Origin of the sequence: Streptomyces sp. N50, from assembly GCF_033335955.1 — a bacterium.
In the GTDB taxonomy this organism is placed as follows: Bacteria; Actinomycetota; Actinomycetes; order Streptomycetales; family Streptomycetaceae; genus Streptomyces.
The window spans coordinates 6,647,588-6,673,147 of record NZ_CP137549.1; the positions used below are offsets into that span (position 1 = coordinate 6,647,588).

Here is a 25,560-nt window from a genome sequence, read left to right on the forward strand (position 1 = left end):
GGGTCAGTACATGACCGTTTTGGATGAGGCGCCGGGTGAGCCGACGGACGCACGCGGGCGAGTGGCCGAGCTGCACGAAATCCGTGCGCGGGCACTGGCCGGCCCGAGCGAGAAGGCGACCGAGGCGCAGCACGCCAAGGGGAAGCTGACCGGCCGGGAGCGTATCGACCTGCTCCTCGACCCCGGGTCCTTCCGTGAGGTCGAGCAGTTGCGCCGGCACCGCGCCGTCGGCTTCGGCCTGGAGGCCAAGAAGCCGTACACCGACGGTGTCATCACCGGCTGGGGCACGGTCGAGGGCCGCACGGTCTTCGTCTACGCGCACGACTTCCGCATCTTCGGCGGCGCGCTGGGCGAGGCCCACGCCACGAAGATCCACAAGATCATGGACATGGCCATCGCGGCGGGCGCTCCGCTGGTGTCGCTCAACGACGGCGCCGGTGCCCGTATCCAGGAGGGCGTCAGCGCCCTCGCCGGCTATGGCGGCATCTTCCAGCGCAACACCAAGGCCTCCGGGGTCATCCCGCAGATCAGCGTCATGCTCGGCCCGTGCGCGGGTGGCGCGGCCTACTCGCCCGCCCTCACGGACTTCGTCTTCATGGTCCGCGAGACCTCGCAGATGTTCATCACCGGCCCGGACGTCGTCAAGGCGGTCACCGGTGAGGAGATCTCGCAGAACGGGCTCGGCGGCGCCGACGTCCACGCGGAGACCTCCGGCGTCTGTCACTTCGCGTACGACGACGAGGAGACCTGCCTCGCCGAGGTGCGCTACCTCCTGTCGATGCTCCCGCAGAACAACCGCGAGAACCCGCCCCGCGCCGAGTCGGGCGACGAGGCCGAGCGCCGCTCGGAGATCCTGCTGGACCTGGTTCCGGCCGACGGCAACCGGCCGTACGACATGACCAAGGTCATCGAGGAGATCGTCGACGACGGCGACTACCTCGAAGTCCACGAGCGCTGGGCCCGCAACATCATCTGTGCGCTGGCCCGCCTCGACGGTCAGGTCGTCGGCATCGTCGCCAACCAGCCGCAGACCCTCGCGGGCGTCCTGGACATCGAGGCCAGCGAAAAAGCTGCGCGCTTTGTCCAGATGTGTGACGCTTTTAACATTCCGATCGTTACGTTCCTGGACGTTCCGGGATTCCTTCCCGGCGTCGACCAGGAGCACGGCGGAATCATCCGGCACGGAGCGAAGCTGCTCTACGCGTACTGCAACGCCACCGTGCCGAGGATTTCGCTCATCCTGCGCAAGGCGTACGGAGGTGCCTACATCGTCATGGACAGCCAGTCCATCGGCGCCGACCTCACCTACGCCTGGCCCACCAACGAGATCGCCGTGATGGGCGCCGAAGGTGCCGCCAACGTCATCTTCCGCCGCCAGATCGCCGACGCCGAGGACCCCGAGGCGATGCGCACGCGCATGGTCAAGGAGTACAAGTCCGAGCTGATGCACCCGTATTACGCGGCTGAACGCGGTCTGGTGGATGACGTCATCGACCCGGCCGAGACCCGCGAAGTACTCATCCGCTCCCTCGCGATGCTGCACACCAAGCACGCGGACCTGCCCTCGCGCAAGCACGGCAACCCCCCGCAGTAACCCAGCGGACCCTCCGCGCTACCCGTGCGGAAACCTCTCTCACGGAGACTGAGACCTATGACCACGCCTGACATTCGTGTCGAGAAGGGCCACGCCGAGCCCGAGGAAGTCGCCGCGATCACGGCGATCCTGCTGGCTCGCGCGGCCGCCGCGCCTGCGGAGACCCCGGCTCACCGTCCGTTGCCTAAGGCCGGGTGGCGTCGGCTGGAGCGCGAGGGTGGATTCCGGGCTCCGCATAGTTGGCACTGAGCAGCGCTTCAGCGCGCTTACGACGGCCTCACTCTCCTGCGGGAGGGTGGGGCCGTTGGCGTTCGTGGGTCAGCGGATGGTGAGGTCCTTGACCGGGAGGTCGAGGGCGGTGATGGGATCGCCCTCGGGAGACTGGCAGGACACGATGCGCAGCGAGTTGAGGGAACTGAGGTCGCGGTAGATACCTGAGTCCCCAGGCACGACGCAGCTATACAGCGCGAGCGTCTCCAGTTCGGCCGGAAGGGGTTCACGTGCTGTCAGCCACTCTGTCAAGTGCATGTCGATGAGGCTGAGGTCATGGAGCCCAGGCATGGCGGAGACCCTACTCAGGCCACGTGGCGTATACCCGTTCGGGGTCGCCAGGAAGAGGTCTCTGACATTGGGGAAATTACTCAAAGCGGTCAGTTCGCTGGTCCCGCTCAGCTCGTAGAGGCTCAACCAGGACGTCATTGGCCCAAGACGCAGACTGTCGAGGCTGGCCGTGCCCCCATGGCCGAGCCCTAGGGACAAAAGGTGCCTCAAATTCTCCACGGATTCGAGCCCGTGCAGCCTGCCCTGCCCCAAAACCGTGAACCCTCGCAGCTGTGGGTGAGCCGTTAGTACTGAGAGGTCTCCGGGACCACGCAGGTCGTCGACCGACAGATCCTTCATGGGTGGGAGCTGATCCATGGCAGTGAGCGTCGTGAGCGGGTACTGGACCGACAGCGCCGTGATGGACTTCAATCGAGTCGCCGCTCGCCACTGTTGGGAGTGCGTGAGACTCACGAGGTGCCCCTCCAACGGCAGCCCGGCCAGTACCTCCTCGCCGTAGGCATCCGCGTCGAAGTACGCCCAGGCTTCGACTATTTCGTGGACGACATCGTGGCGCCGGTCCTCCGCGTACCTAACCATCAACGCCAGCGCCTCCTCCCCGCCGATCATCGCCACGGTCCGCACCGTCTGCCTCGCGGACTTCTCCGTCAGCTCGTCCAGTGAACGCGGCAATCGCCGCAGCAAGCTCGTCCCTACGGCAGCAAGAGCCGGTGCGTCCGTACGCCGACGAGCCGGAAGCAGCGCAGACATAGCCCCATCCAGCCGCCCCGCCAGTCCATCCGGAATCGTCGGCAACGTCTCCTGACAAGAAGCCGCAAGCAACCGCAACCCCCGCGCATACCGAGGCTCCGCCTCCGCCCGATCCAGGATCCCGTCCAACAACTCCTGCCGCTGACGGGAGTTGGCATGCCCCGCAGCCATGATGATCGTCTCGCGCCACAGATCCAGGTGGGCCCGCCCGACCAGATTCCCGATCCGGTCCTCCTCCGTGGCCTCCTCAGCGGCCAGGTACTCCTGAAAGGTCCGGTGGACGAAGTCGAGGCGCCCTTCCACGGGGGAGCGGAGGATGCCCGAGCGGTCCCGTAGCTGTTCCAGGACCCCGTGGCCGCCCTGCTGGACCTCCAGGTGCCGCATCGCCGAAAGCTTGGCCGCGACATGGACAGCCGCCTGGTCCAGGGCGATCTCGCTACGGTTGTTGTCCGACAGCCGCCAGGCCAGATCCCGCAGCACGACCAACTTGTCGCCGAGGCTCAGCTTGCTGTCCGCCGCACTCGGCACGTTCCGATCGGCATCGCGATCGTGGACCAGGGTATGGAGCGCGTTCCGGTACAACTCCATGCGATCCCGGGGGAGTTGGCTACCCCGGTTCAGATGCATCGCACACAGCATCGCCGCCAGCAACGGCGTCCCCGCCAGAGACTGAAGATGCGCGCGGTCCTTGAGACTGTTCAGCAGGGACTGCTCATAGCGCGGCAACTCCTCGACCCCGCAGGGAAGTTCGTCCCCCAGTTCCCGTACCGCCTCGTGCCACTGCCGTACGAACGCGGCCAGGTCCGGCGGCGTCATCCTGTCCAGGTGCAGCGCGGTGAAGTCCTCCCGGCGCAGCCAGTCCGCCCCGGCGGCGGTAGGACGCGAGGTCACCACCACCCGTATGCCGCCGTACGCCCCGAGCAGCTTGCGCAGCCAGTCACGGACCGACCGGCGCTCCGAGCCCAGCAACTCGTCCACCCCATCCACCAGCAACAGGACCTTGTTGTCCCGCAGTTGGCGCTCCACCCACCCCCTGGGCATGATCCCGGTGATGTTCCCGGCGACACCGTCCAGCAGCTCCTCCGGCTTCTTGGGCAGCGAACGGCCGCTGTACTCACGGAGCTTCACGAAGACCGGCGTCAGACCGTTCCAGTCGGCCAGTTCAGCCGTGAACGCACCCCTCGCCGCCGTGATCGCCAGCCAGCGCAGCAGCGTGGTCTTGCCAGAGCCCGCCTCGCCCCGCAGCAGCACCCGTGAGGCGCCCCCCAGCGCCGACTCCACCCGCATCCCGGAACTCTCCGTCCCGGACTCCTCCCAGCCGCTCAGATCCGGCCTGAGCGGCAGCGCGCGGACGGTGGCGCGGCGGCGGGTGCCGTCGTCACCCGTGGCGCGCAGGCTGACGTAGGCCACCGACAGCCGTACCTGCGCGGCGGCGCGGTCGGACGTGCGGCGGAACAGCTCGACCTCGTCGAGGGTGTTGCTGACCAGCTCCATGTACCAGCGGCGGAACTGGTGGTCCTGATCCGTGCCGTCGGGGGCGAACAGGGAGCGGTCCGGGAGGCGTTCGAGGACGCGGGCGACCCGGTCGCTCAACGAGCTGGTGCGGGCCAGGAGTTCGGCCAGGGTGCGCTCCTCGAAGACCGGGAGGGTGCGCACGATGCTGACGTAGTACTCGCAGCACTCGCTGAAGAGGATGTCGTAGAGGCGTGTTTCGGGTTCGTTCAGGCCTATCGGTGCGCTCACCGATGCCGTGATGTGGCGGATCAGTTCGGCCGGTTGGGCATCCGCCGCCAGGATCGCCTCGTCGGACAGGTCGGCGCGCTCGAACGTGTCGCACACCCCGTTGAGCGCCGCCTCCCGGCCGCTCTCGTCCAGGCCGCGGAACTCCTGCGCCAGGAACGGCTCGATCCGTGCGGCCACCGTGTCGGCCATCTCCTCGAACTGGCGCTGGACGCTGCGCTGTTGGCGCAGGCCCGGCAGCCGCCGCCGTACGAGATCGTCCATCGGGAGCCGGCGCTCCTGCTCCTGCCGCTTGCCTCCCAGCCATGTCTGCGCCGCCGCCTTCACCACGGTCGTCCCCAGGCGTAGTGCAGCCGCCTCCGCGCTCATCCCGTCCCCCTTGCCGAACCGAAGAGCGTTCATTGTGGCAGGGGGTACGACAAAGGGGCCTACTCCAGCCGGAGTTGGCCCCTTGGCGTGGTGATGCCGCGTACTACCGGAGGCGGGCCATCAGCGCGTGCTCGACCAGCGTGATCAGAGCCGACTTGGCGTCCGCGCGGTGGCGGGCGTCCGTCGTGATGATCGGGGTGTCCGGGCCGATCTGCAGGGCCTCGCGGACCTCGTCCGGGTTGTACGGCTGCTGGCCGTCGAAGCCGTTGAGGGCGATGACGAAGGGCAGGCCGCTGTTCTCGAAGTAGTCGACCGCGGGGAAGCAGTCGGCGAGACGGCGGGTGTCCACGAGCACGATCGCGCCGATCGCGCCGCGCACCAGGTCGTCCCACATGAACCAGAAGCGGTCCTGGCCCGGCGTACCGAAGAGGTACAGGATCAGGTCCTGGTCCAGGGTGATACGGCCGAAGTCCATCGCGACCGTCGTGGTCGTCTTGTCTCCGGTGTGGGTGAGGTCGTCGATGCCCGCGGACGCGGACGTCATCACAGCCTCGGTACGCAGCGGGTTGATCTCCGAGACGGCCCCGACGAACGTGGTCTTGCCCACGCCGAAGCCACCCGCCACCACGATCTTCGCCGAGGTGGTGGAGCGGGAAGGCCCTCCGCTAGAGCTTGCGAAGTCCACTGAGCACCCTTTCGAGCAGTGTCACATCTGGCTGGCCGCCGGCGTTCTCGTCGCCGCCGGGTTGATGGATGGCGACCAGGCCCGCCTCCGCCAAGTCGGCGACGAGGATCCTGGCCACACCGAGAGGGATCGTCAGGAGGGCCGAGATCTCGGCCACCGACTTGATCTCCCGGCAGAGGTTGCAGATCCGCTGATGCTCGGGCAACTGGCCCTGCATCTGGTGCGGCTGCGCGGTGGTGTGCACCAGCGCCTCGATGGCGAGCTGGTAGCGGGGGCGGGTCCGGCCGCCGGTCATGGCGTACGGACGCACCAAGGGGTTGCTCGACGACCCGGCGGGTGCCGACTCGGGTGAGCGTCGATGCGGCTGCACGGGCTGGATGCGCGGCGCCGGCGGCTGGTCGTACGGCGACGGACCGGGGCCCTGCGGGCCCTGGGGGTACTGCGGGCGGCGCGGGGACGGCGAGGAGGGGAAGTTGTACCGGTTCTGGGAACCGTCGCCCTGCCCCTGGCCGGGGCCGTACGACCAGTTGCCCGAAGACGAACCGCCTGGGGGTGTTGCCACTTTCTCCTCCTCCGACTGTGCCGGGCACCCATCAATGTGGAGCCGCGTCCCGAAACCTTATGGCCTCAGGACGCCAAAACGCACCGTCCGTCTGTTAGTTGAGAAGGCTCCCCTGGAGCTCTGCTCGAAGGTCCGGGGTCAGGACCGTACCGGCACGGTCCACCAGAAGGGCCATCTCGTACCCAATGAGGCCGATGTCCGCCTCGGGGTGCGCGAGAACCGCGAGCGAGGAACCGTCGGATACGGACATGATGAAGAGGAATCCCCGCTCCATCTCCACAACCGTCTGATTCACGCTGCCGCCCTCGAAGATGCGCGAGGCACCGGCGGTCAGTGAGGTAAGACCCGACGCTACGGCCGCCAGCTGGTCGGCACGGTCGCGCGGGAACCCTTCGGACATCGCCAGAAGGAGTCCGTCGGCGGAGACCACCACGGTGTGGGACACCCCCGGGGTGTTGTCCACGAAGTTGGTGATCAACCAGTTCAGGTTCTGCGCCGCCTGGCTCATCGGGCTCACACTAACGCTCCTGGTTGTAGGTGCTGTCAGAGCCGAAACCCTGACCGTTCGTTTCACTGCCTTCGCTGCGTCCCCGCTGGACCCCGCGGCGCAGGTTGCTCAGCCTGCCCCGGATGTCCTCGGGAGCGCGGGAGACCTGGGGGCCGCCCTGCGGGGTGCTCTCGGCGGTGCCCTCGACCAGGTTGGCCTTGGGTACCCGCCGCGGCAGGCCGGAGGAGGTGACCCCGCCCGCCTTCGGCTTCTTCAGCGCCGACGCCTGCTGCCAGCGCGCGTCGTTCGCCGACTGCCAGTCCACGGCGCCGGTGCTGCCGTTGCCGTTCGCGGTGCCGAAGACGTCGACCTTGCTCTCCGGCGCCGAGGCCGACGGCGCGGGCTGCGAGCCGTTCGTGCCGTTCCCGGACGAACCGCGGCGCGGCAGTCCGGCGTCGGTCAGCGCGTGGACGGCGGAGGGAGCCGGTCCCGGACGCTCGAAGCCTACGTGGTCCCGCTCACTCACGTCAGCGGCCTGCGTGGACTCCGCTTCCGGAGCGTACTGGTCCGGGTACCCGTTGCGGTAACCGTCCTGCTGCGGCCAGTCGTCCTGGTAGGACGGCTCTTCGAAGCTCGGATACGTCTCCGACCCCGTGGGGTGCTGCGACGGGTGCTCCTCCTGCGCCGGCTCGGCATAACCCGGCTCCGGGTAACCGCCGTTCGCCGGGAAGGAGTCGGGGAAGGCGTCGGTCCCCGGTGCCGTGCCGTTCGGCGGGAAGTACTGCTCGTCGTACGAGGGCTGGCGCGGCTCGTCGTACGACGTCTGCTGCTGCTCCTCGTACGCCGGCTGGCCGGTGAAGCCGGTCGGCTGGTCCTGGTAGGCCTGCTGGCCGTTGCCGTACGGCTGCTGCTGCGGGGCGTCGAACTCGTTGAACTCCGCGTACTCGCCCGCTTCGAGCTCCTGGCCCGGCTTCTGGGACTCCAGGGCCGCGCGGCGCTCCTCGCGCATCAGCGAGCGGCCCACCGGGTCCAGCTCGCGGATGTCGTCCGGTACCTCGGAGTAGCGGGTGTCGTCGAAGCCGAGCTCGGCGGCCGTGCGCAGCGGGGCCTGGTTGAAGTCCTCGCCCTGGTACTGCGGCTGCTGGGGCTGCTCCGGCATGATCTGCGAGACGGTGAACTCGTCGCGCTGGAGCTGCGACTCACCACCACCACCGTGCGTGATCGCGTCCGGCAGCATGACCAGCGAGGTCGTGCCGGCCTGCTCGCCCGAGGGGCGGAGCTGGACGCGGATGCCGTGCCGGTCGGACAGGCGGCCGACCACGAACAGGCCCATCCGCTGGGAGATCGCGACGTCCACGGTCGGCGGGTTGGCCAGCTTGTGGTTGATGTCCGCGAAGTCCTCGGCGGTGAGGCCGATGCCCTTGTCGTGGATCTCGATCATGACCCGGCCGTCGGGGAGCCGGGTGGCCGTCACGCGGACCTTCGTCTGCGGGGAGGAGAACGTCGTCGCGTTCTCCAGCAGCTCGGCGAGCAGGTGCACGAGGTCGGTCACGGCGCGGCCGTGGATCTCGGCCTCCGGGACGCCCGACAGCTCGATGCGCTCGTACTGCTCCACCTCGGAGGAGGCGGCGCGCAGCACGTCGACCAGCGGGACCGGCTGGTCCCAGCGGCGGCCGGGCTCCTCGCCGGCGAGGACCAGGAGGTTCTCGCCGTTGCGGCGCATACGGGTCGCGAGGTGGTCCAGGCGGAAGAGGTTCTCCAGCTGGTCCGGGTCGGCCTCGTTGTTCTCCAGGTCGGTGATGAGGGTCAACTGGCCCTCGATCAGCGACTGGTTGCGGCGCGAGAGGTTGGTGAAGATCGCGTTGATGTTGCCCCGCAGGAGCGCCTGCTCGGCGGCCAGTCGTACGGCCTCGCGGTGGACCTGGTCGAAGGCTCTGGCGACTTCGCCGATCTCGTCGGTCGTGGTGATCGGGATCGGGGAGATCCGGGTGTCCACGCGTCCGGGGTCGGTGCGCGAGAGCTGGTCGACCAGCATCGGCAGGCGCTGCTCGGCGATACCGAAGGCCGCGTTGCGCAGCTGGCGCATCGCGCGGCTCATCTGGCGGGCGACGGCACCGGCCAGGATGAAGGCGAGGAGCAGGGCGACGACGACGGCGGCACCGGTGATGATGGCGTCGCGCTTGGCGTTGTCGGCGATGCCGGACGCCTCGCTCACCGCGGTGTCGGCCTTGTCCTCTTCGATCTTGCGGTACGCGTTGTACTTGAGGGTCGTGCCCGCCCACCAGTTCTGGGCGGTGATGCCCTTCTCGGCGAGCGCGGCGCGCGCCGAGGGGTCGGTGGTCTGCAGCTGCGACATCCCCGTGATCATGTCGATCGGGTTCGCCGGCGGCGGCACATACGTCTCGTTGGCGGCCTTCGCCTGCGCGGCGGCCTGCTTGACCATGGCCGCGCCGTCGGTCTTGACCTTCGCCAGGGCCGTGTTCAGCCGCGCGATGTCCGCGTCGGTGCCACCGGCCTGGTACTCCTGGATGGCGATGCCCTCCAGGTACGCGTACGAGGTGATCGCGGTGCGCTGCGTGGCCAGGCTGCCCTCGCCGGGGCCGGGCTTCACCAGCAGGTGCATGCCGATGGAACGCTCCAGCGAGAGCGCGCCCTTGGCGAGCGCGATGGCGTAGACGGAGCGGCCGTAGCTGGTGATGTTGCCGGTGCCGAGGCCCAGTTCGTTCGAGAACTCGAGGAGCGGGTGCTCCAGGTTGACGTAGGCCTCTTCGGTCTGCACACCCGTGAACTTGGTGGTGTACGCGGCGGCCCGGATGGACGTCAGCTGCGGTTCGACCTTGCGGAAGCGGCTGAGCCGGCGTTCCAGGCCCGACTGGTCCGGCATGTTCTGCGCGGCCTTGTCGAAGGTGTCCGCGGCGTCGTCCGTGGCCTTGCGGGCGGCGACGACCGTCGGGTCCTTGACGCCCTTGCCCAGCAGCAGCGGTGCGGCGGTGGTGTCACGCTCGTTGGTGATCGCGTTGCTGTAGGTCAGGGCCGCCTGCACCAGGCGGGCGGTCTTCTCCGCGTCCTCCGCGTTCTGCCAGGTGTCGATCGAGCTCTTCACCTGGAAGCCGCCCATGACGAGGCCGACCACCACGGGTATGAGCAGAATCGCGTTCAGCCTGGTCGGCACCCGCCAGTTGCGGGGGGAGAAACGGCCGCCGCTCGGAGCGGGTGGCGCCGTGGGCTCCGAGCCTGGCACAGGGGCGGGCGCCGCTCCGCGCGGCGGCGGGGTGAAGTTGCCCCGGGCCGACGGCTCGGGACCGTTCTTGCTTCGCCTCACTCGACCAACAACCTTCCGGCGGTCGGCACCTATCGTCGTGCCGCAGTGTCTCAAGCCCGTCAACGACCTCTGCTTATCAGTACGTCGTTGACTATTGGGCAGTTCACGCATTCCAGCACGTCAGCATGCGCGATTCCAAACAGTCGGAACCGCGGATTCCGAGTGATGTAAGCCCCAGATAAAACGGTCATAAAGAGCGAGCCCCGCCAAAAGACGGGGCTTTGTTAGCGCAGTGGCACCGGATGACCGCGACGCGTTGCGGTACCACCCGATTCCTCTGCCGAAACGTTATGAACACCGGGGCCGACCGTGTCAAAGGCCACAGCCGGCTCCGGGGTGTCTACGACAACTGCCGTATGGCGCTGCCGACTTGAGCACTGCATTCAGGGCCCGCCGCGTGCTACCGCAGCCGGGCCATGAGCGCGTGCTCGACCAGCGTGATCAGCGCACTCTTCGCGTCCGAGCGGTGCCGGGCGTCCGTCGTGATGATCGGTGCGTCCGGACCGATCTGCAGCGCCTCGCGCACCTCTTCCGGCGAGTACGGCTGGTGCCCGTCGAAGCCGTTGAGGGCGATGACGAAGGGCAGCCCGCTGTTCTCGAAGTAGTCGACCGCGGGGAAGCAGTCGGCCAGCCGGCGGGTGTCGACCAGGACCACGGCGCCGATCGCGCCGCGCACCAGGTCGTCCCACATGAACCAGAAGCGGTCCTGGCCCGGCGTACCGAAGAGGTACAGGATCAGGTCCTGGTCCAGGGTGATGCGTCCGAAGTCCATGGCCACCGTGGTGGTGGTCTTGTCCCCGGTGTGGGTGAGGTCGTCGATGCCCGCGGACGCGGACGTCATGACGGCCTCCGTGCGCAGCGGGTTGATCTCCGAGACGGCACCCACGAACGTGGTCTTGCCGACGCCGAAGCCACCCGCCACCACGATCTTCGCGGAGGTGGTCGCCCGCCCTCCGTCAGAGCTTGCGAAGTCCACTGAGCACCCTTTCGAGCAGCGTCACGTCCGGTGCGCCGCCGTTGTTCTCGTCGCCGCCCGGCTGGTGGATGGCCACCAGACCGGCCTCGGCGAGGTCCGCGACGAGGATCCTGGCCACACCGAGGGGCATGGCGAGGAGTGCCGACACCTCCGCGACCGACTTGACCTCGCGGCACAGGTGGCAGATGCGCTGGTGCTCAGGGAGCAGTCCCATCAGCGCTGCCGGGTCGGCCGTGGTGCTGATCAGCGCCTCGATGGCGAGCTGGTAGCGCGGCCGGGTCCGGCCGCCGGTCATCGCGTAAGGACGTACCAGCGGCTGGTCGCCCTCGTCCCCGTACGGCTCGGCGTACGGATCATGAGAGGCGGTGGGCGGGGTCATGAATCCTCCGGGCGGGACAGCAAGTCGGTCGGGCTAGCCGTCTGACAGGGCCGGTGGGGGGATTGTGGCGGCCGGACGGTGATTTGGTGAGACGGGTGGTGCCGGGGCCGGTCAGTGAAGCAGACTGCCCTGGAGTTCGGCGCGCAGGTCCGGCGTGAGGACCGCCCCCGCGCGGTCGACGAGCAGTGCCATCTCGTAGCCGACGAGACCGATGTCGCACTCGGGGTGCGCGAGCACTGCCAGGGACGAGCCGTCCGAGACGGACATGAGGAAGAGGAATCCCCGCTCCATCTCTACGACCGTCTGTGCCACGTCGCCGCCCTCGAAGATCCGGGATGCCCCGGCCGTCAGCGAGGTGAGCCCGGAGGCCACGGCCGCGAGCTGGTCGGCGCGGTCGCGCGGGAACCCTTCCGACATGGCCAGAAGGAGTCCGTCCGCGGACACGACGACGGTGTGGGACACACCCGGGGTGTTGTCCACGAAGTTGGTTATCAACCAGTTGAGGTTCTGTGCCGCCTGGCTCATCTGGCTCAACTAACGCTCCTGCTGGTGAGTGGGGCTGGGGAAGCTGCCGGTCTGGCCGGTACCCGTACCGGCCTGTCGACCCTGTGCGATGCCCCGACGGAGATTGGTCAGCCGGCCGCGTACGTCGTCAGGCGCACGGGAGACCTGCGGACCGGTTTGGTGCTGTTGCTGCTGAGCCGTACCCGGGACGAGGTTCGCCCTGGGCACCCGGCGCGGCAGGCCGGAGGTGGTGACGCCGCCCGCGGCCGGTTGCCGTACACGCTCTGCCTGCCGGACGAGGTCGTCGTTCGGCGAGCTGCGCCACGTACCGCCCGTGGAACGCTGAGGGGGTGTTGTCGCCGGAACCGACGGTGCCTGCGGCTGCGGGGCGGGAGCTGAGCCGTTGGTCTGGCTCTGCTGCTGTTCCGCCTGCTGGCCGTGGAACCAGTTGGTCTCCAGCGTGTCGTACAGCGGCGTCCTGCCGTCACCGGGACCCGTGGCAGGCGGCAACGCCTCGGGCTCCTGGCGGGTGGGACGCTGCGGGGCGGGCGGCCGCTGGGCGCCGAGGTCGGCGCCGTTGCGGTTCCCGTTGACCTGCGGCCGCTCGAACTGCCCGGTGTTCGCGGGGTTCTGACGGTTCGGCAGATTGTGCTGACCGGTGGAGCCGTTGTCAAAGCCGGGGGTCGCGAACTGGCCCGTTGAGCTGGGGTCGTACGCCTGCGGGACAGCGAACTGTCCCGTGTTGGCCGGGTTCGACGGGTTGTTGGCCGGGGTGTTCGGGGCGCCGAAGACGTCCGAGCGGACGAACTGGCCGCCGTTCTGCGGGGAGTTGGCGTCCGGCCGGGGGAACGAGCCGGTGTCCGCCGGTCCGCCCGCGTTCGGCCGCGGGAACTGTCCGCCGCCCTGCGATCCGTTCGCACCGGGACGGGCGAACTGCCCTGTGTCCTGAGGCCCGTTGGCGCCCTGCCGGGGGAACTGGCCGGTGTTCTGCGAGCCGTTGGCACCGGGACGCGGGAACTGCCCCGTGTTCTGCTGCCCGTTCGGGCGCGGGAACTGGCCGCTGTCCTGGGCGTCGAGGCGCGGTATCGCCGGCATCTCCGTCGTGGCCGCAGGGCCCTGGCGGTCGTCGATGCGCGGCATCCGGGAGGTCTGCTCGGCGTCCCGCTCGTCGTGACCGCGCGGGGCGTCGAGGTTGCCGCGGCCCAGCGGGGGCTGCGCGTTCTCGTCGCTCCAGCTCGGGCGCTGGCCGTTGTTGCCGCCGGGCAGCTCGGCCCGGGCGCCACCGCGCGGCGGAAGCTGCGGCTGACGGTTGCGGCGCCGGCCACCACCGCGGGGCGGCTCGGGCTCGTCGTTGCTCGTGCGCTGCGGCGGCACCGGGTTGCCCTGCGGCGGGGGTCCGCCGAAGGCGTCCTGGCGACCGTCGCCGAAGCCCTGGGGGGCACCGGGACCGGCCGCCTGCATCCCCTGCGGGGCACCCGGGGCCTGGCCGAAGAGACCGGCACCGGAACCCGTGGCCGGACGGCCCTGCGGCGCCGAGGGACCCTGAGGTCCACGCGCACCGCCCGGGCCACCGGGACCGCCGGGTCCGCCCGGACGTCCACCGCCCGTACCGGGCAGCGCGGCCCGCGGGCCCTGACCGGCGCCGACCTGGCCGCGCGGAGCGGCCCCGGCACCGAGAAGTCCACCGTTGCCGGCGGCGGGCGCGCCCGCGCCGAGCGCGGAGCCGTTCTGGCCGTTGCCCCGGCGGGCCGCACCGGCACCGGCCGCGGCGGCAGCCGCCGCGGAACCGACGGCGGCCTGACCGGGCTTGCCCGGAGCGGGCTTCTTGCCGCCCTGGGCGACGTCGACGGGGAGCATGACCAGCGCGGTCGTACCACCGGAGTCGGAGGGACGGAGCTGGATGCGGATGCCGTGGCGCTGCGAGAGGCGGCCGACCACGAACAGACCCATGCGGCGGGAGACCGAGACGTCCACGGTGGGCGGCGAGGCGAGCCGCTCGTTGATCGCCGCGAGGTCCTCGGGGAGAGGCCGATACCGGTGTCGTGGATCTCGATCAGCACGCGGCCGTCGGGCAGCGCGTGACCGGTGACCTTGACCTTGGTCTGCGGCGAGGAGAAGGAGGTCGCGTTCTCCAGCAGCTCTGCGAGCAGGTGCACGAGGTCGTTGACCACACGGCCGGCGACTTCGGTGGTCGGCACGGAGGAGAGCTCGATGCGCTCGTACTGCTCCACCTCGGAGGCGGCGGCGCGGAGCACGTCGACCAGCGGGACCGGACGGGTCCAGCGGCGGCCGGGCTCTTCACCGGCGAGGACCAGGAGGTTCTCACCGTTACGGCGCATGCGGGTCGCGAGGTGGTCGAGCTTGAAGAGGGAGGACAGCTGGTCCGGGTCGGCCTCGCGGGACTCCAGCTCGGAGATGAGCGAGAGCTGACGCTGGATGAGGCCCTGGGAGCGGCGCGAGAGGTTGGTGAACATCGCGTTGACGTTGCCCCGCAGGAGGGCCTGCTCGGCGGCGAGCCGGACGGCCTCGCGGTGCACGTCGTCGAAGGCCGCGGCCACCTGGCCGATCTCGTCCCGGGAGTGCACACCGACCGACTCCACGGACGTGTCGACGTCCTGCGGGTCGGACTCGGAGAGCTGCTTGACCAGCTCGGGCAGCCGGTCCTGCGCGACCTTGTTGGCGGTCTCCTGGAGGCGGCGCAGCGAGCGGATCATGGACCGGGCGATGACGAAGGCGCCGACGAGGGAGACACCGAGCACGAGCAGGATCAGCGCACCGGAGATGATCGCCTCGCGCTCGGAGGCGGAGCGCAGCTCGCGGGCCTTCTGCTCCATGTCCTCGAGGAGCGTGTGCTCGATCTTCTTCATCTGCTCGATCTTGGTCGAGCTGTCGTCCACCCAGTCCTTGTAGGACCGCTTGTCCAGCGAGGCCAGGCCGTTGGCGTTGTCGAGGACGCGCTGGGCGTAGGTGTCGGCCGACTCGATGGTCGGGTTGCCGTCCTCGATGGGCGCGATGAGTTCCTCGGCGCCCTGGTTGCCGTAGATGTTGCGGAAGATGCTCAGTTCCGACTTCTCGCTCTCCAGAGCGGAGTCGGCGTAGAGCCGGTCGTTCGGGGAGAGGCTGCCCAGCTGCGTGTTGTTGTTCGGCAGGGCCGCCGCGATCACGGCGCGCTGCACGGACGAGAACTCCTTGGCGGCGGAGAAGGCCGCCAGGGCGCGCGTGCGCTGGATCATCTCCGGGTTGCTGGTCGCCTCGGCCATGTCTTGCGAGAGGTCCAGCAGCTGGCTGATCAGCCGGTGGTAGGCGTCGACCGTCTGTGTCGAGTTGCCCTTCGACTGGTACGCCGACTTGCGGATCTTGTCGAGGTTGTCCAGCTCGGTCGCGAGACCGACCAGGCTCTCCCGGACGCCCTGGAGCTGGCCGGACTTGCTGGCGCTGTCCACCTCTTCCGAGGCGTTGATGAAGTTGTCGCGGGCGCGGTCGGTCTTCTCCTCGTAGCCCTTGACCTCGTAGTCGGTGGCCTTGCCGCCGTGCGAGAGGGGACCGGCCGACTGGTCGCGCTCCTCCTGGAGCGCGGTGGCCAGCTCGGTGGCCTGCTTGGTCATGTCCGTCAGCAGCTTCATGTTGTCGAGCTGCTGGATGTCGGTCATGGAGTCGCTGATGCGCAGGGCGCCCAGCGAGGTGGCCGCGACCACCGGGAGCGCGAGCAGCGAGACCAGGCGCGTGGAGATGCGCCAGTTACGCAGAGCGACGCGCGATCCGGGTCCTGGCGCGCCCGACGGCGGCTTCACCGGGGGCACGGGGGTCGGGGCTGCGGACGCACCGGGGCGACCGGCGCCTCCACCGTCTCCTGACGGGGCCGGGCCCGGGTTCTGGGCGTGCTGGGGCGAGGAGCTGCCGGTCTTGGGGCCAGCCCCGCCATGCGGCTCCGGCTCCGCCGAAGCACTGCCATCCCTCTTGAAACGTCCCTGCACTAGCGTCGCAACCTCTGGACCAGGCGCCCCTCCGCGCGAACGGAAGGACGGTGTCGGCGTCTTAGGGAGCGCCCTGAACGCGCCCCCCAGTGTGTGGTCGTGAGTGACCGGCGCTGCTCCCCCTTCCGCCGCCCCTGGCGCTGTGTTGCGCCCTCTGAGCGCCGGGCTGATTCTGCGGCGGTCCGTGGAATTCCAGCACAGTGCCGGATCTCCAACAAGGCCCATAGGCCAGGCTGTGACCTGAGTGACACCGCGTGAGGAGTGCGTCACGAGACGTAGAAAGCTATTCACTCCAAAGGGGGCATATCCCTACGACCCCTGGGGGCATGTCATGTGCCCAAGTCGCCATGATCAGGAGCGGAATGACAGCTTCAAGGGGGCAATGTCCGTTTCGTTGAGGTGAGTTGAGGGTCCGAATTGGACGCTTTGCCCAGGCGGCCGTGAGCAAACTCACACGCAGATCAGGGGTCCTTCGCGTCTTCGGCCGGGAATTGGATGTTTAGCCTGACGCTTTACATGAGGGCACATACTGCCAACCGCCCACCCACGGACGACGAGGGTCAAGCACAACGATGAAGACCACGATGATGTTCCACAACATCGCCAACCCGCGCCGCACGACTCTGGCACACCTCACGGACGCCGAGCCGCTGCAGACGCCGGAGCTGCAGGAACACTCCCTCGACCTGCCGGCCCAGACGGCCAACCCGCGCCGCACCATCCTCATGGAGATCCCGGTCACCGCCGCCGCGGAGTAATCGCGCGAGCAGGGGTCCCGCACCGCGTTAGCCTGGAGCGTCAGACTCCAGCCAGCTCAGTGAGGGGCGCCAGGATCCCGTGCGCATCGCCAGATTCTCCATCGACGGGAACGTCGCCTTCGGCGCGGTCGAGGGCGACAAGCCGGACGAGCTCGTCCTCGACATCATCAAGGGCATCCCGTTCGCGGACTTCGAACTCTCCGGTACGAAGGTCCCGCTCAGCAAGGTCAGGCTGCTGCCGCCGGTCCTCCCGAACAAGGTCGTCGCCTACGGCCGCAACTACGCCGAGCACGCCCGGGAACTGGGCAACGACGTGCCGGACGTCCCCTTCGCCTTCTTCAAGCCGTCCACCTCGGTGATCGGCTCCGGCGACGACATCCAGTACCCCTCCTTCACCGAGGACCTCCACCACGAGGCCGAACTGGCCGTCGTCATCGGCCGGATGTGCCGCGAGGTCCCGCGCGAGCGCGTCAAGGACGTCATCCTCGGCTACACCTGCGCCAACGACATCACCGCGCGTGACGTCCAGAAGCGCGAGAAGCAGTGGGCCCGGGCCAAGGGCTTCGACACCTCCTGCCCGCTCGGCCCCTGGGTGGAGACGGACATCGACCCGAGCGACCTCACCATCCAGCTCACGGTCAACGGCCAGCAGCGCCAGCTCGGCCGCACCAGCGAGATGATCCACTCGATCGAGGACCTGATCGTCAACATCACCGAGGCCATGACGCTGCTCCCCGGCGACGTGATCCTCACGGGCACCCCGGCAGGCGTCGGACCGCTCACCGTCGGCGACGAGGTCGCCGTCACCATCGAAGGCATCGGCACTCTCACCAACAAGGTTGTCAAGCGTGGCTAGCGCACCCGTACGCGTCCGTTTCTGCCCCTCGCCGACCGGTAACCCGCACGTGGGCCTGGTCCGCACCGCCCTGTTCAACTGGGCGTTCGCCAAGCACCACCAGGGCACCCTGGTCTTCCGCATCGAGGACACCGACGCGGCCCGCGACTCCGAGGAGTCGTACGACCAACTGCTCGACTCGCTGCGCTGGCTGGGCTTCGACTGGGACGAGGGCCCCGAGGTCGGCGGCCCGCACGCGCCGTACCGCCAGTCGCAGCGGATGGACATCTACAAGGACGTCGCCCAGAAGCTCCAGGACGCCGGCCGCGCCTACCACTGCTACTGCTCCACGGAGGAGCTGGACGCCCGCCGCGACGCCGCCCGCGCCGCCGGAAAGCCGTCCGGCTACGACGGCCACTGCCGCGACCTCAGCGCCGAGCAGATCGACGCCTACAAGGCCGAGGGCCGCACGCCGATCGTCCGCTTCCGGATGCCCGACGAGACGATCACCTTCACGGACCTGGTCCGAGGCGAGCTGACGTTCACCGCGGAGAACGTGCCGGACTACGGCATCGTCCGGGCCAACGGCGCCCCGCTGTACACGCTCGTCAACCCGGTCGACGACGCCCTGATGGAGATCACCCACGTCCTCCGTGGGGAGGACCTGCTCTCCTCCACCCCGCGCCAGATCGCCCTCTACAAGGCGCTGATCGACCTGGGCATCGCGAAGCAGATCCCGTCCTTCGGGCACCTCCCGTACGTGATGGGCGAGGGCAACAAGAAGCTCTCCAAGCGCGACCCGGAGTCCTCGCTCAACCTCTACAGGGAGCGCGGTTTCCTGCCCGAGGGACTGCTCAACTACCTTTCCCTGCTGGGCTGGTCGCTCGCCGCCGACCGGGATGTCTTCTCGATGGACGAGATGGTCGCGGCCTTCGAGATCTCCGACGTGAACCCGAACCCGGCGCGCTTCGACCTGAAGAAGTGCGAGGCGATCAACGCCGACCACATCCGCCTGCTCGACGTGAAGGACTTCACCGAGCGCTGCGCCCCCTGGCTGAAGGCGCCGTTCGCCCCCTGGGCGCCGGAGGACTTCGACGAGGCCAAGTGGCAGGCGGTCGCGCCGCACGCGCAGACCCGCCTGAAGGTGCTCTCCGAGATCACGGACAACGTCGACTTCCTGTTCCTGGCGGAGCCGGTCGAGGACGAGGCGTCCTGGACGAAGGCCATGAAGGAGGGCTCGGACGCCCTTCTCCGCACGGCCCGCGAGAAGTTGGAGTCCGCGGACTGGACCTCGTCCGAGTCCCTGAAGGAGGCCGTCCTGGCCGCCGGTGAGACCCACGGTCTCAAGCTCGGCAAGGCGCAGGCCCCGGTCCGCGTCGCCGTCACCGGCCGCACGATCGGCCTGCCGCTCTTCGAGTCCCTGGAGATCCTCGGCAAGGAGAAGACCCTCGCCCGGATCGACGCGGCCCTCGCCAAGCTGGCCGCGTAACGCACGCACGCGTGAAGGGGCGGCAGCCGCAACGGCCTGCCGTCCCTTCGGCGTTGTCAGTGCGGGGCGTTAGGGTTCCGGATCATTGAAGATCGTTCAGGAGAGGCGCCTTTCATGCCGATGACCGCTCGTGACTACACCTGGCTGTTCACGCCGGGCAGCGAGTTCAGGGAGGACGAGACCGGCACGGTCGGCGTGATCCACCTCGTCGACGGCGGCCAACTCTGGCTCCCCACCGGCCAGGTGATCGCCTGCGACCCCTTCGTCGGCCTCGGCCAGGGCGAAGCGGAACCCTTCACGGTCGCCGTCACCCCCGGCCACTACCGCGTCGAAGCGGCCGTCGCCACCCTCACCCAGCCCGACCAACTCCCGTCCGACGACCCGCACTTGCGCGTGGCCGCCGCCCGCCTGGTCATACGGGACGAGCCGACCACCGCCTGGGAACTCGCCCTCCAGCCCGGCCAGGACCTCGCCGAACTCACGGAGGACGAGTTCTACGGCTACGGGGTCGACACCGGCACGGGCGCGTTCTACGACGCGTCGGTCGACGGCTCCTTCCCGGAGTGCGAGGGCGACGAGGGCCCGCTGTGGGACGCCTTCGAGCAGAACAAGTGGGCCCCGGGACCCCACCTGATCACCGCCCCCGACACCGGGCACAACCTGATCGCCTTCACCTCGGGCTGGGGCGACGGCGCGTATCCGACCTTCATCGGCCGTACGGCGGCCGGTGAAGTCACCTGCTTCGTCACGGACTTCTTCGTCGTCCCCGTGTGACAGCAGGTGGGGGGCAGACGCGCCCCCAGGCCCCGGGTTACCGTCGGATCATGACCATTCGGGCCGTTGTCTGGGACGTCGACGACACCTTGTTCGACTACACGGGTGCGGACCGCGCGGCCATGCGCGAGCACCTGCTGGCCGAGGGACTGGCCGACGGGCACGAGAGCCTGGCGGACGCCCTGGAGCGCTGGCGGGTGGCCACCGAGTTCCACTGGGCACGCTTCTCGGCCGGCGAGGTCACCTTCGAGGGACAGCGGCTGGACCGCGTCCGGCTGTTCCTGGACCGGGAGTTGACCGACGCCGAGGCCGAGGACTGGTTCCAGCGCTACAAGGCCCACTACGAGACGGCCTGGGCCCTCTTCCCGGACGTCCTGCCCGTCCTGGACGCCCTCGCGGCCACCCACCGGCACGCCGTCCTCTCGAACTCCAGCCTCACCGTCCAGGACCGCAAACTGCGCGCACTCGGTGTCTACGACCGCTTCGAGTCCGTCCTGTGCGCGGCCGAGCTGGGCGTCTCCAAACCCGAGGCCGGCGCCTTCCTCGCGGCCTGCGAGGCGCTGGAACTGCCGCCGCACGAGGTGGCGTATGTCGGAGATCACCCCGAGATCGACTGGCGGGGTGCCGCGGACGCCGGACTGCTGTCCGTGTGGATCGACCGTCGCGGCGGGCACGCCCCAGGTGAGGCCTTCGTGGGGCGGCACCGGATCGCCTCGCTCGCCGAACTCCCCGCGATCCTCGGCGCTGATACCCGTTTTGGAGCCCCGTCCACCTTCAGGTAATGTTCTTCCTGCGCCGCCGGAGAACAGACCGCAAGGTCGGCTACCTGGGGGCGAACGCTAGAACAAGATCCCGGCAGGGATTGAGTCTTAGTGGCCTATGGTGTAATTGGCAGCACGACGGTTTCTGGTTCCGTTAGTCTAGGTTCGAGTCCTGGTAGGCCAGCTCGCAGAGCTCATCTGCAACCGCAGAGGTCAACTCTGCAAAGCCCCCGTTGTGTAGCGGCCTAGCACGCTGCCCTCTCACGGCAGTAGCGCCGGTTCGAATCCGGTCGGGGGTACAGATCCTTCCCAGGAAGGTGGTCGGGTCGCACCCGCCGCCTCTCATGCAGGATCGCTAGGGCCCCCGTTGTGTAGCGGCCTAGCACGCTGCCCTCTCACGGCAGTAGCGCCGGTTCGAATCCGGTCGGGGGTACGCTTTACCTTGCATCGCCTTGGTCTATGGTGTAATTGGCAACACTACGGTTTCTGGTACCGTCATTCTAGGTTCGAGTCCTGGTAGACCAGCTTTGATCTGCGGCTGTGTAGTTTTCAAAGCCTGCACGATCTGGGCCCCCGTTGTGTAGCGGCCTAGCACGCTGCCCTCTCACGGCAGTAGCGCCGGTTCGAATCCGGTCGGGGGTACTTACAGCAGAGCCCCTCCACCTCGGTGGAGGGGCTTTCGCGTTGTCCGCCCGGTGTGTCAACTCGGCCTGGTTCACCAGGAGTTCGGGGACCGGACATGACGAAGGGCCTGCCGCGGCGTTGAGGCAGGCCCTCCTTGAGATCTTCCCGGTGGATCAGCCGGTGCGGCGCAGGGCCTCGGAGAGGCGCGCGGCGGCGTCGATGACCGCCTGGGCGTGCATACGGCCCGGGTGGCGCGTCAGGCGCTCGATGGGGCCGGAGACGGACACGGCGGCCACCACGCGGTTCGAGGGGCCACGCACCGGCGCGGAGACGGACGCGACGCCCGGCTCGCGCTCGCCGATCGACTGGGCCCAGCCCCGGCGCCGTACGCCCGAGAGGGCCGTGGCGGTGAAGCGGGCGCCCTGGAGGCCGCGGTGCAGGCGCTCCGGCTCCTCCCAGGCCATCAGGATCTGCGCGGACGAACCGGCTTTCATCGTGAGGGTCGAGCCGACCGGGACCGTGTCCCGCAGTCCGGACAGGCGTTCCGCCGCGGCGACGCAGATGCGCATGTCGCCCTGGCGGCGGTAGAGCTGCGCGCTCTCGCCGGTGATGTCCCGCAGGTGTGTGAGCACCGGGCCCGCCGTGGCGAGCAGGCGGTCCTCGCCGGCGGCCGCGGCCAGCTCGGCGAGACGGGGGCCGAGGATGAACCGGCCCTGCATGTCGCGCGCCACCATGCGGTGGTGTTCCAAAGCCACGGCCAGCCGGTGTGCCGTGGGTCGTGCCAGCCCGGTCGCCGCGACCAGACCCGCGAGGGTGGCCGGACCGGACTCCAGAGCGCCCAGGACAAGGGCTGCCTTGTCCAGGACGCCGACGCCGCTACTGTTGTCCATGAAACGATACTCGCGTCTCACTCTGTGAAACGCAAGTTCCTTTTTTCGTGAGACGCGCAACTCTTGTAGGCACAGCGGCCCGCGTACCGAACGGGCCAGGCGGCGGCTGCCCGTGAACCAGGGGTGCGAGCGCCGCCTCCTCAAAGATCTCTAGTTGGGCCGGCGCTGTCTTGCCGGCCGGAGGGAAAGCGATGGGTAGGACACTCGCGGAGAAGGTCTGGGACGACCATGTCGTCCGGCGCGCCGAGGGCGAGCCCGACCTCCTCTTCATCGATCTGCACCTGCTGCACGAGGTGACCAGCCCGCAGGCCTTCGACGGTCTCCGTCAGGCGGGCCGTCCGGTGCGGCGCCTCGACCTCACCATCGCCACCGAGGATCACAACACCCCGACCCTCGACATCGACAAGCCCATCGCGGACCCGGTCTCCCGGGCCCAGCTGGAGACGCTGCGCAAGAACTGCGCCGACTTCGGCGTGCGCCTGCACTCCCTGGGCGACGTCGAGCAGGGCGTCGTCCACGTCGTAGGACCGCAACTGGGTCTGACCCAGCCCGGTACGACGGTCGTGTGCGGTGACTCCCACACCTCCACGCACGGCGCCTTCGGGGCGCTGGCGTTCGGCATCGGCACCTCCCAGGTGGAGCACGTGCTGGCCACCCAGACGCTGCCGCTGGCCCGCCCGAAGACCATGGCCATCACGGTCGACGGCGAACTGCCCGACGGCGTCACCGCCAAGGACCTGATCCTCGCCATCATCGCGAAGATCGGCACCGGCGGCGGCCAGGGCTACATCCTGGAATATCGCGGCTCGGCCATCGAGAAACTCTCGATGGAGGCCCGCATGACCATCTGCAACATGTCGATCGAGGCCGGCGCCCGCGCGGGCATGATCGCCCCCGACGAGACCACCTTCGAGTACATCAAGGGCCGCGCCCACGCCCCCGAGGGCGAGGACTGGGACGCGGCGGTGGAGTACTGGAAGACCCTGAAGACCGACGACGACGCCGAATTCGACGCCGAGGTCGTCATCGACGGTCCCTCGCTGGCGCCGTTCGTCACCTGGGGCACCAACCCCGGTCAGGGCGCGCCGCTTTCGGCGAACGTCCCCGACCCGGCTTCGTACGAAGACGCTTCGGAGCGCTTCGCCGCCGAAAAGGCCCTGGAATACATGGGGTTGGAGGCCGGCCAGCCGCTGCGTGACATCAAGGTGGACACCGTCTTCGTAGGTTCGTGCACCAACGGCCGTATCGAGGACCTGCGTGCGGCCGCCGCGATCGTCGAGGGACGCAAAGTCGCCGACGGCGTACGGATGCTGGTCGTCCCGGGCTCCGCGCGGGTCGGTCTGCAGGCCGTCTCCGAGGGCCTGGACGTCGTGTTCAAGGAGGCCGGCGCCGAGTGGCGGCACGCGGGCTGCTCGATGTGTCTGGGCATGAACCCGGACCAGTTGGCGCCCGGTGAGCGCTCCGCGTCCACCTCCAACCGCAACTTCGAGGGCAGGCAGGGCAAGGGCGGCCGTACGCACCTCGTCTCGCCGCAGGTGGCCGCCGCGACCGCCGTGCTGGGTCACCTGGCCTCGCCCGCCGACCTGTCCGACGCCCCTGTGCCCGCTGGAGTCTGAGAGTCATGGAAGCATTCACCACGCACACCGGCCGGGCCGTCCCGCTGCGCCGCAGCAACGTGGACACCGACCAGATCATCCCCGCCCACTGGCTCAAGAAGGTGACCAGGGACGGCTTCGAGGACGGGCTCTTCGAGGCCTGGCGCAAGGACGAGAACTTCATCCTCAACCGCCCCGAGCGCAAGGGCGCCACGGTCCTGGTGGCCGGCCCCGACTTCGGTACGGGTTCCTCGCGTGAGCACGCCGTGTGGGCGCTGCAGAACTACGGCTTCAAGGCCGTCATCTCCTCGCGGTTCGCCGACATCTTCCGCGGCAACTCGCTCAAGAACGGCCTGCTCACGGTGGTTCTGGAGCAGAAGATCGTGGACGCGCTGCAGGAACTCACCGAGAAGGACCCGCAGGCCGAGGTCACGGTCGACCTGGAGGCCCGCGAGGTGCGCGCCGAGGGCATCACCGCCGCCTTCGAACTCGACGAGAACGCCCGCTGGCGGCTGCTGAACGGCCTGGACGACATCTCCATCACCCTCCAGAACGAGGGCGACATCGCCACGTACGAGGCCAAGCGCCCCTCGTACAAGCCGCGGACGGTCCAGGTCTGACCCGAAGGACCTCACGAGGCCTTCCCCGAGTCGAGATTCGGCCACGCGACACCCCCGTCTGTACCCCCGATCGCCACGATTGGGGGTACAGCCATGTCTGCACCCGAACGGCCCTGCGCGCCTGCAACGCTTTGCTCAACTCCCTGTGTTAGACAGGGTGTTGACGGGGTAGGCGCAGCTTTGAGCCAAGGCTGCCGCCGGGCTCCGGAACGCTGTCTGAGGCACCAGTTGCTACCCCCGCAGGCGACAACTCGCCCCAGATGGCACAATCTGTGCATGGAACACGACGGCCAACTCAAGCTCTATGCGGCAGTCGCGGACCAACTCAAGGAAGCGCACACAAGGGTGCGCGCACTGCAAGTCCCGGAGGGCGTACGGATGGCGCTGGCCCGGAAGCTGCTGGTCATTACGGCCGCGGCCAAGCACGATCTCGCCGACGCGACAAGGCGGCTGGACCGGTTCACAGAGGACCTCGACGCGGGTCGATTCCCGGAAGAGGAACGCTGAAACAAGTCCAGGACAGCCGAAATCGTTGCGGCGCACGGGTGATTAGCCCGTTTCGTGTTTGATTTGCGGTATATATCTGCCTAACGTGCGAAAAAGCCGGAGCAGTTTCGTTCCGGCAATGTCTCCGAAGGGGAAGACGTGAACAAGGCGCAGCTCGTAGAAGCGATTGCGGACAAGGTCGGTGGCCGTCAGCAGGCCGCCGAGGCGGTCGACGCGGTTCTGGACGCAGTCGTCCGTGCCGTCGTCAATGGGGACCGGGTTTCGGTCACCGGCTTCGGTTCGTTCGAGAAGGTCGACCGTCCGGCCCGTTACGCCCGCAACCCCCAGACGGGCGAGCGGGTTCGGGTCAAGAAGACCTCCGTGCCGCGCTTCCGCGCGGGCCAGGGTTTCAAGGACCTGGTGAGCGGCTCGAAGAAGCTCCCGCGCGGCGGCGAGGTCGCCGTCAAGAAGGCGCCCAAGGGCAGCCTGAGCGGCACCGCTTCGGCGACGGTCAAGAAGGCCGCGGCCAAGAAGACCACCGCCAAGAGGGCGACCGCCGCCGCGAAGAAGACCGTGGCGAAGAAGACGGTCGCCAAGAAGACCACGGCCACGGCCAAGAAGGCCACGGCCAAGAAGGCGACCGCCAAGAAGACCACGGCGACGGCCAAGAAGACGGCGGCCAAGAAGGCCACCGGCACCGCCAAGAAGGCGACGGCCAAGAAGGCCCCCGCCAAGAAGTCGGCGACGCGCAAGACCACCGCCAAGAAGGCCACCACCCGCTAGTCACGGGGCGCAAGGGCACTCACGCGCCGGGCCGGACTCCCT

General features: G+C 68.8%; 20 protein-coding genes, 5 tRNA genes and 1 pseudogene. 16 read left to right on the forward strand and 10 right to left on the reverse strand.

Going from position 1 to position 25,560, the window contains the following annotated elements; genetic code table 11:
• The first annotated feature begins 10 nt into the window (after positions 1 to 10).
• Positions 11 to 1,594, forward strand: a complete 1,584-nt coding sequence (locus tag R2B38_RS30095) for an acyl-CoA carboxylase subunit beta (protein ID WP_318019034.1) — start codon at positions 11 to 13, stop codon at positions 1,592 to 1,594.
• A gap of 57 nt (positions 1,595 to 1,651) precedes the next feature.
• Positions 1,652 to 1,843, forward strand: coding sequence for an acyl-CoA carboxylase subunit epsilon (locus R2B38_RS30100; RefSeq protein WP_318019035.1), 192 nt, complete (start codon positions 1,652 to 1,654; stop codon positions 1,841 to 1,843).
• A gap of 69 nt (positions 1,844 to 1,912) precedes the next feature.
• On the opposite strand, the gene R2B38_RS30105 is transcribed toward R2B38_RS30100, so the two are convergent.
• The 9 genes and pseudogenes from R2B38_RS30105 to R2B38_RS30145 all read right to left on the reverse strand — a co-directional run bounded on the left by R2B38_RS30105 (position 1,913) and on the right by R2B38_RS30145 (position 15,903).
• Positions 1,913 to 5,047 carry an NACHT domain-containing protein gene (locus tag R2B38_RS30105; protein ID WP_318019036.1) on the reverse strand — a complete coding sequence of 1,045 codons (3,135 nt, stop codon included), beginning with the start codon at positions 5,045 to 5,047 and terminating at the stop codon, positions 1,913 to 1,915.
• 70 nt (positions 5,048 to 5,117) lie between these two features.
• Positions 5,118 to 5,699, reverse strand: a complete 582-nt coding sequence (locus tag R2B38_RS30110) for a GTP-binding protein (protein ID WP_009314218.1) — start codon at positions 5,697 to 5,699, stop codon at positions 5,118 to 5,120.
• On the reverse strand, positions 5,680 to 6,261 hold the full coding sequence (locus R2B38_RS30115) for a DUF742 domain-containing protein (protein WP_318019037.1): 582 nt from the start codon (positions 6,259 to 6,261) through the stop codon (positions 5,680 to 5,682). The genes R2B38_RS30110 and R2B38_RS30115 overlap by 20 nt, the downstream gene beginning before the upstream one ends.
• A 94-nt stretch (positions 6,262 to 6,355) precedes the next feature.
• Positions 6,356 to 6,769, reverse strand: a complete 414-nt coding sequence (locus R2B38_RS30120) for a roadblock/LC7 domain-containing protein (protein WP_005479603.1) — start codon at positions 6,767 to 6,769, stop codon at positions 6,356 to 6,358.
• 10 nt (positions 6,770 to 6,779) lie between these two features.
• On the reverse strand, positions 6,780 to 10,070 hold the full coding sequence (locus R2B38_RS30125; protein WP_318019038.1) for a nitrate- and nitrite sensing domain-containing protein: 3,291 nt from the start codon (positions 10,068 to 10,070) through the stop codon (positions 6,780 to 6,782).
• A gap of 400 nt (positions 10,071 to 10,470) precedes the next feature.
• The gene (locus R2B38_RS30130) at positions 10,471 to 11,046 is read right to left on the reverse strand and encodes a GTP-binding protein (protein WP_266772908.1); all 576 of its coding nucleotides are present in this window, start codon (positions 11,044 to 11,046) and stop codon (positions 10,471 to 10,473) included.
• Positions 11,027 to 11,425 (reverse strand): DUF742 domain-containing protein, encoded by a 399-nt coding sequence (locus R2B38_RS30135; protein ID WP_019058642.1) that lies wholly within the window; start codon positions 11,423 to 11,425, stop codon positions 11,027 to 11,029. The genes R2B38_RS30130 and R2B38_RS30135 overlap by 20 nt, the downstream gene beginning before the upstream one ends.
• Before the next feature lie 111 nt (positions 11,426 to 11,536).
• Positions 11,537 to 11,950: a roadblock/LC7 domain-containing protein gene (locus tag R2B38_RS30140; protein WP_005479910.1), complete on the reverse strand. Its 414-nt coding sequence runs from the start codon at positions 11,948 to 11,950 to the stop codon at positions 11,537 to 11,539.
• A 9-nt stretch (positions 11,951 to 11,959) separates the two neighbouring features.
• A pseudogene (locus R2B38_RS30145) lies at positions 11,960 to 15,903 on the reverse strand (nitrate- and nitrite sensing domain-containing protein).
• Between the two features lie 572 nt (positions 15,904 to 16,475).
• On the opposite strand from R2B38_RS30145, the gene R2B38_RS30150 reads away from it, so the two are divergent.
• The 10 genes from R2B38_RS30150 (at position 16,476) to R2B38_RS30195 (ending at position 21,162) form a co-directional block, all read left to right on the forward strand.
• Complete coding sequence (locus R2B38_RS30150) at positions 16,476 to 16,661, forward strand: hypothetical protein (RefSeq protein ID WP_318019039.1); 186 nt, start codon at positions 16,476 to 16,478, stop codon at positions 16,659 to 16,661.
• Positions 16,662 to 16,740: 79 nt separating this feature from the next.
• A complete protein-coding gene (locus R2B38_RS30155) occupies positions 16,741 to 17,517 on the forward strand; it encodes a fumarylacetoacetate hydrolase family protein (RefSeq protein ID WP_318019040.1) in 777 nt (258 codons plus the stop codon).
• Positions 17,501 to 18,985: a glutamate--tRNA ligase gene (gene gltX, locus R2B38_RS30160; RefSeq protein ID WP_318019041.1), complete on the forward strand. Its 1,485-nt coding sequence runs from the start codon at positions 17,501 to 17,503 to the stop codon at positions 18,983 to 18,985. The genes R2B38_RS30155 and gltX overlap by 17 nt, the downstream gene beginning before the upstream one ends.
• A 114-nt stretch (positions 18,986 to 19,099) precedes the next feature.
• Entirely contained in the window at positions 19,100 to 19,759 is a 660-nt protein-coding gene (locus R2B38_RS30165; protein WP_318019042.1) for a DUF4241 domain-containing protein, read from the forward strand.
• A 50-nt stretch (positions 19,760 to 19,809) separates the two neighbouring features.
• Entirely contained in the window at positions 19,810 to 20,541 is a 732-nt protein-coding gene (locus R2B38_RS30170; RefSeq protein WP_318019043.1) for an HAD family hydrolase, read from the forward strand.
• A gap of 91 nt (positions 20,542 to 20,632) precedes the next feature.
• Positions 20,633 to 20,704 (forward strand) — tRNA-Gln (locus R2B38_RS30175).
• 42 nt (positions 20,705 to 20,746) lie between these two features.
• A tRNA-Glu gene (locus R2B38_RS30180) sits at positions 20,747 to 20,819 on the forward strand.
• A 61-nt stretch (positions 20,820 to 20,880) separates the two neighbouring features.
• Positions 20,881 to 20,953: transfer RNA gene (locus tag R2B38_RS30185), tRNA-Glu, on the forward strand.
• Positions 20,954 to 20,973: 20 nt separating this feature from the next.
• A tRNA-Gln gene (locus R2B38_RS30190) sits at positions 20,974 to 21,045 on the forward strand.
• A gap of 44 nt (positions 21,046 to 21,089) precedes the next feature.
• Positions 21,090 to 21,162, forward strand: a tRNA-Glu gene (locus R2B38_RS30195).
• A gap of 155 nt (positions 21,163 to 21,317) precedes the next feature.
• Here the strand turns inward: R2B38_RS30195 and ndgR are convergent.
• Positions 21,318 to 22,034 (reverse strand): IclR family transcriptional regulator NdgR, encoded by a 717-nt coding sequence (gene ndgR, locus R2B38_RS30200; RefSeq protein WP_019068721.1) that lies wholly within the window; start codon positions 22,032 to 22,034, stop codon positions 21,318 to 21,320.
• A 191-nt stretch (positions 22,035 to 22,225) separates the two neighbouring features.
• On the opposite strand from ndgR, the gene leuC reads away from it, so the two are divergent.
• The 4 genes from leuC (at position 22,226) to R2B38_RS30220 (ending at position 25,518) form a co-directional block, all read left to right on the forward strand.
• Entirely contained in the window at positions 22,226 to 23,650 is a 1,425-nt protein-coding gene (leuC, locus tag R2B38_RS30205) for a 3-isopropylmalate dehydratase large subunit (RefSeq protein WP_318019044.1), read from the forward strand.
• A 5-nt stretch (positions 23,651 to 23,655) separates the two neighbouring features.
• Positions 23,656 to 24,249: a 3-isopropylmalate dehydratase small subunit gene (leuD, locus tag R2B38_RS30210; RefSeq protein WP_318019045.1), complete on the forward strand. Its 594-nt coding sequence runs from the start codon at positions 23,656 to 23,658 to the stop codon at positions 24,247 to 24,249.
• A gap of 276 nt (positions 24,250 to 24,525) precedes the next feature.
• Positions 24,526 to 24,756: a hypothetical protein gene (locus tag R2B38_RS30215; protein ID WP_033282690.1), complete on the forward strand. Its 231-nt coding sequence runs from the start codon at positions 24,526 to 24,528 to the stop codon at positions 24,754 to 24,756.
• Positions 24,757 to 24,894: 138 nt separating this feature from the next.
• Positions 24,895 to 25,518, forward strand: coding sequence for an HU family DNA-binding protein (locus R2B38_RS30220; RefSeq protein ID WP_318019046.1), 624 nt, complete (start codon positions 24,895 to 24,897; stop codon positions 25,516 to 25,518).
• Positions 25,519 to 25,560 lie beyond the last annotated feature (42 nt).

Bases quoted from the DNA above. Each gene is read 5' to 3' on its own strand.
- ndgR (WP_019068721.1), bottom strand. From the start codon at position 22,034: ATGGACAACAGTAGCGGCGTCGGCGTCCTGGACAAGGCAGCCCTTGTC.
- R2B38_RS30215 (WP_033282690.1), top strand. From the start codon at position 24,526: ATGGAACACGACGGCCAACTCAAGCTCTATGCGGCAGTCGCGGACCAA.
- R2B38_RS30120 (WP_005479603.1), bottom strand. From the start codon at position 6,769: ATGAGCCAGGCGGCGCAGAACCTGAACTGGTTGATCACCAACTTCGTG.
- R2B38_RS30100 (WP_318019035.1), top strand. From the start codon at position 1,652: ATGACCACGCCTGACATTCGTGTCGAGAAGGGCCACGCCGAGCCCGAG.
- R2B38_RS30095 (WP_318019034.1), top strand. From the start codon at position 11: ATGACCGTTTTGGATGAGGCGCCGGGTGAGCCGACGGACGCACGCGGG.
- R2B38_RS30105 (WP_318019036.1), bottom strand. From the start codon at position 5,047: ATGAACGCTCTTCGGTTCGGCAAGGGGGACGGGATGAGCGCGGAGGCG.
- R2B38_RS30150 (WP_318019039.1), top strand. From the start codon at position 16,476: ATGAAGACCACGATGATGTTCCACAACATCGCCAACCCGCGCCGCACG.
- leuC (WP_318019044.1), top strand. From the start codon at position 22,226: ATGGGTAGGACACTCGCGGAGAAGGTCTGGGACGACCATGTCGTCCGG.
- R2B38_RS30135 (WP_019058642.1), bottom strand. From the start codon at position 11,425: ATGACCCCGCCCACCGCCTCTCATGATCCGTACGCCGAGCCGTACGGG.
- R2B38_RS30165 (WP_318019042.1), top strand. From the start codon at position 19,100: ATGCCGATGACCGCTCGTGACTACACCTGGCTGTTCACGCCGGGCAGC.
- leuD (WP_318019045.1), top strand. From the start codon at position 23,656: ATGGAAGCATTCACCACGCACACCGGCCGGGCCGTCCCGCTGCGCCGC.
- R2B38_RS30140 (WP_005479910.1), bottom strand. From the start codon at position 11,950: ATGAGCCAGGCGGCACAGAACCTCAACTGGTTGATAACCAACTTCGTG.
- R2B38_RS30170 (WP_318019043.1), top strand. From the start codon at position 19,810: ATGACCATTCGGGCCGTTGTCTGGGACGTCGACGACACCTTGTTCGAC.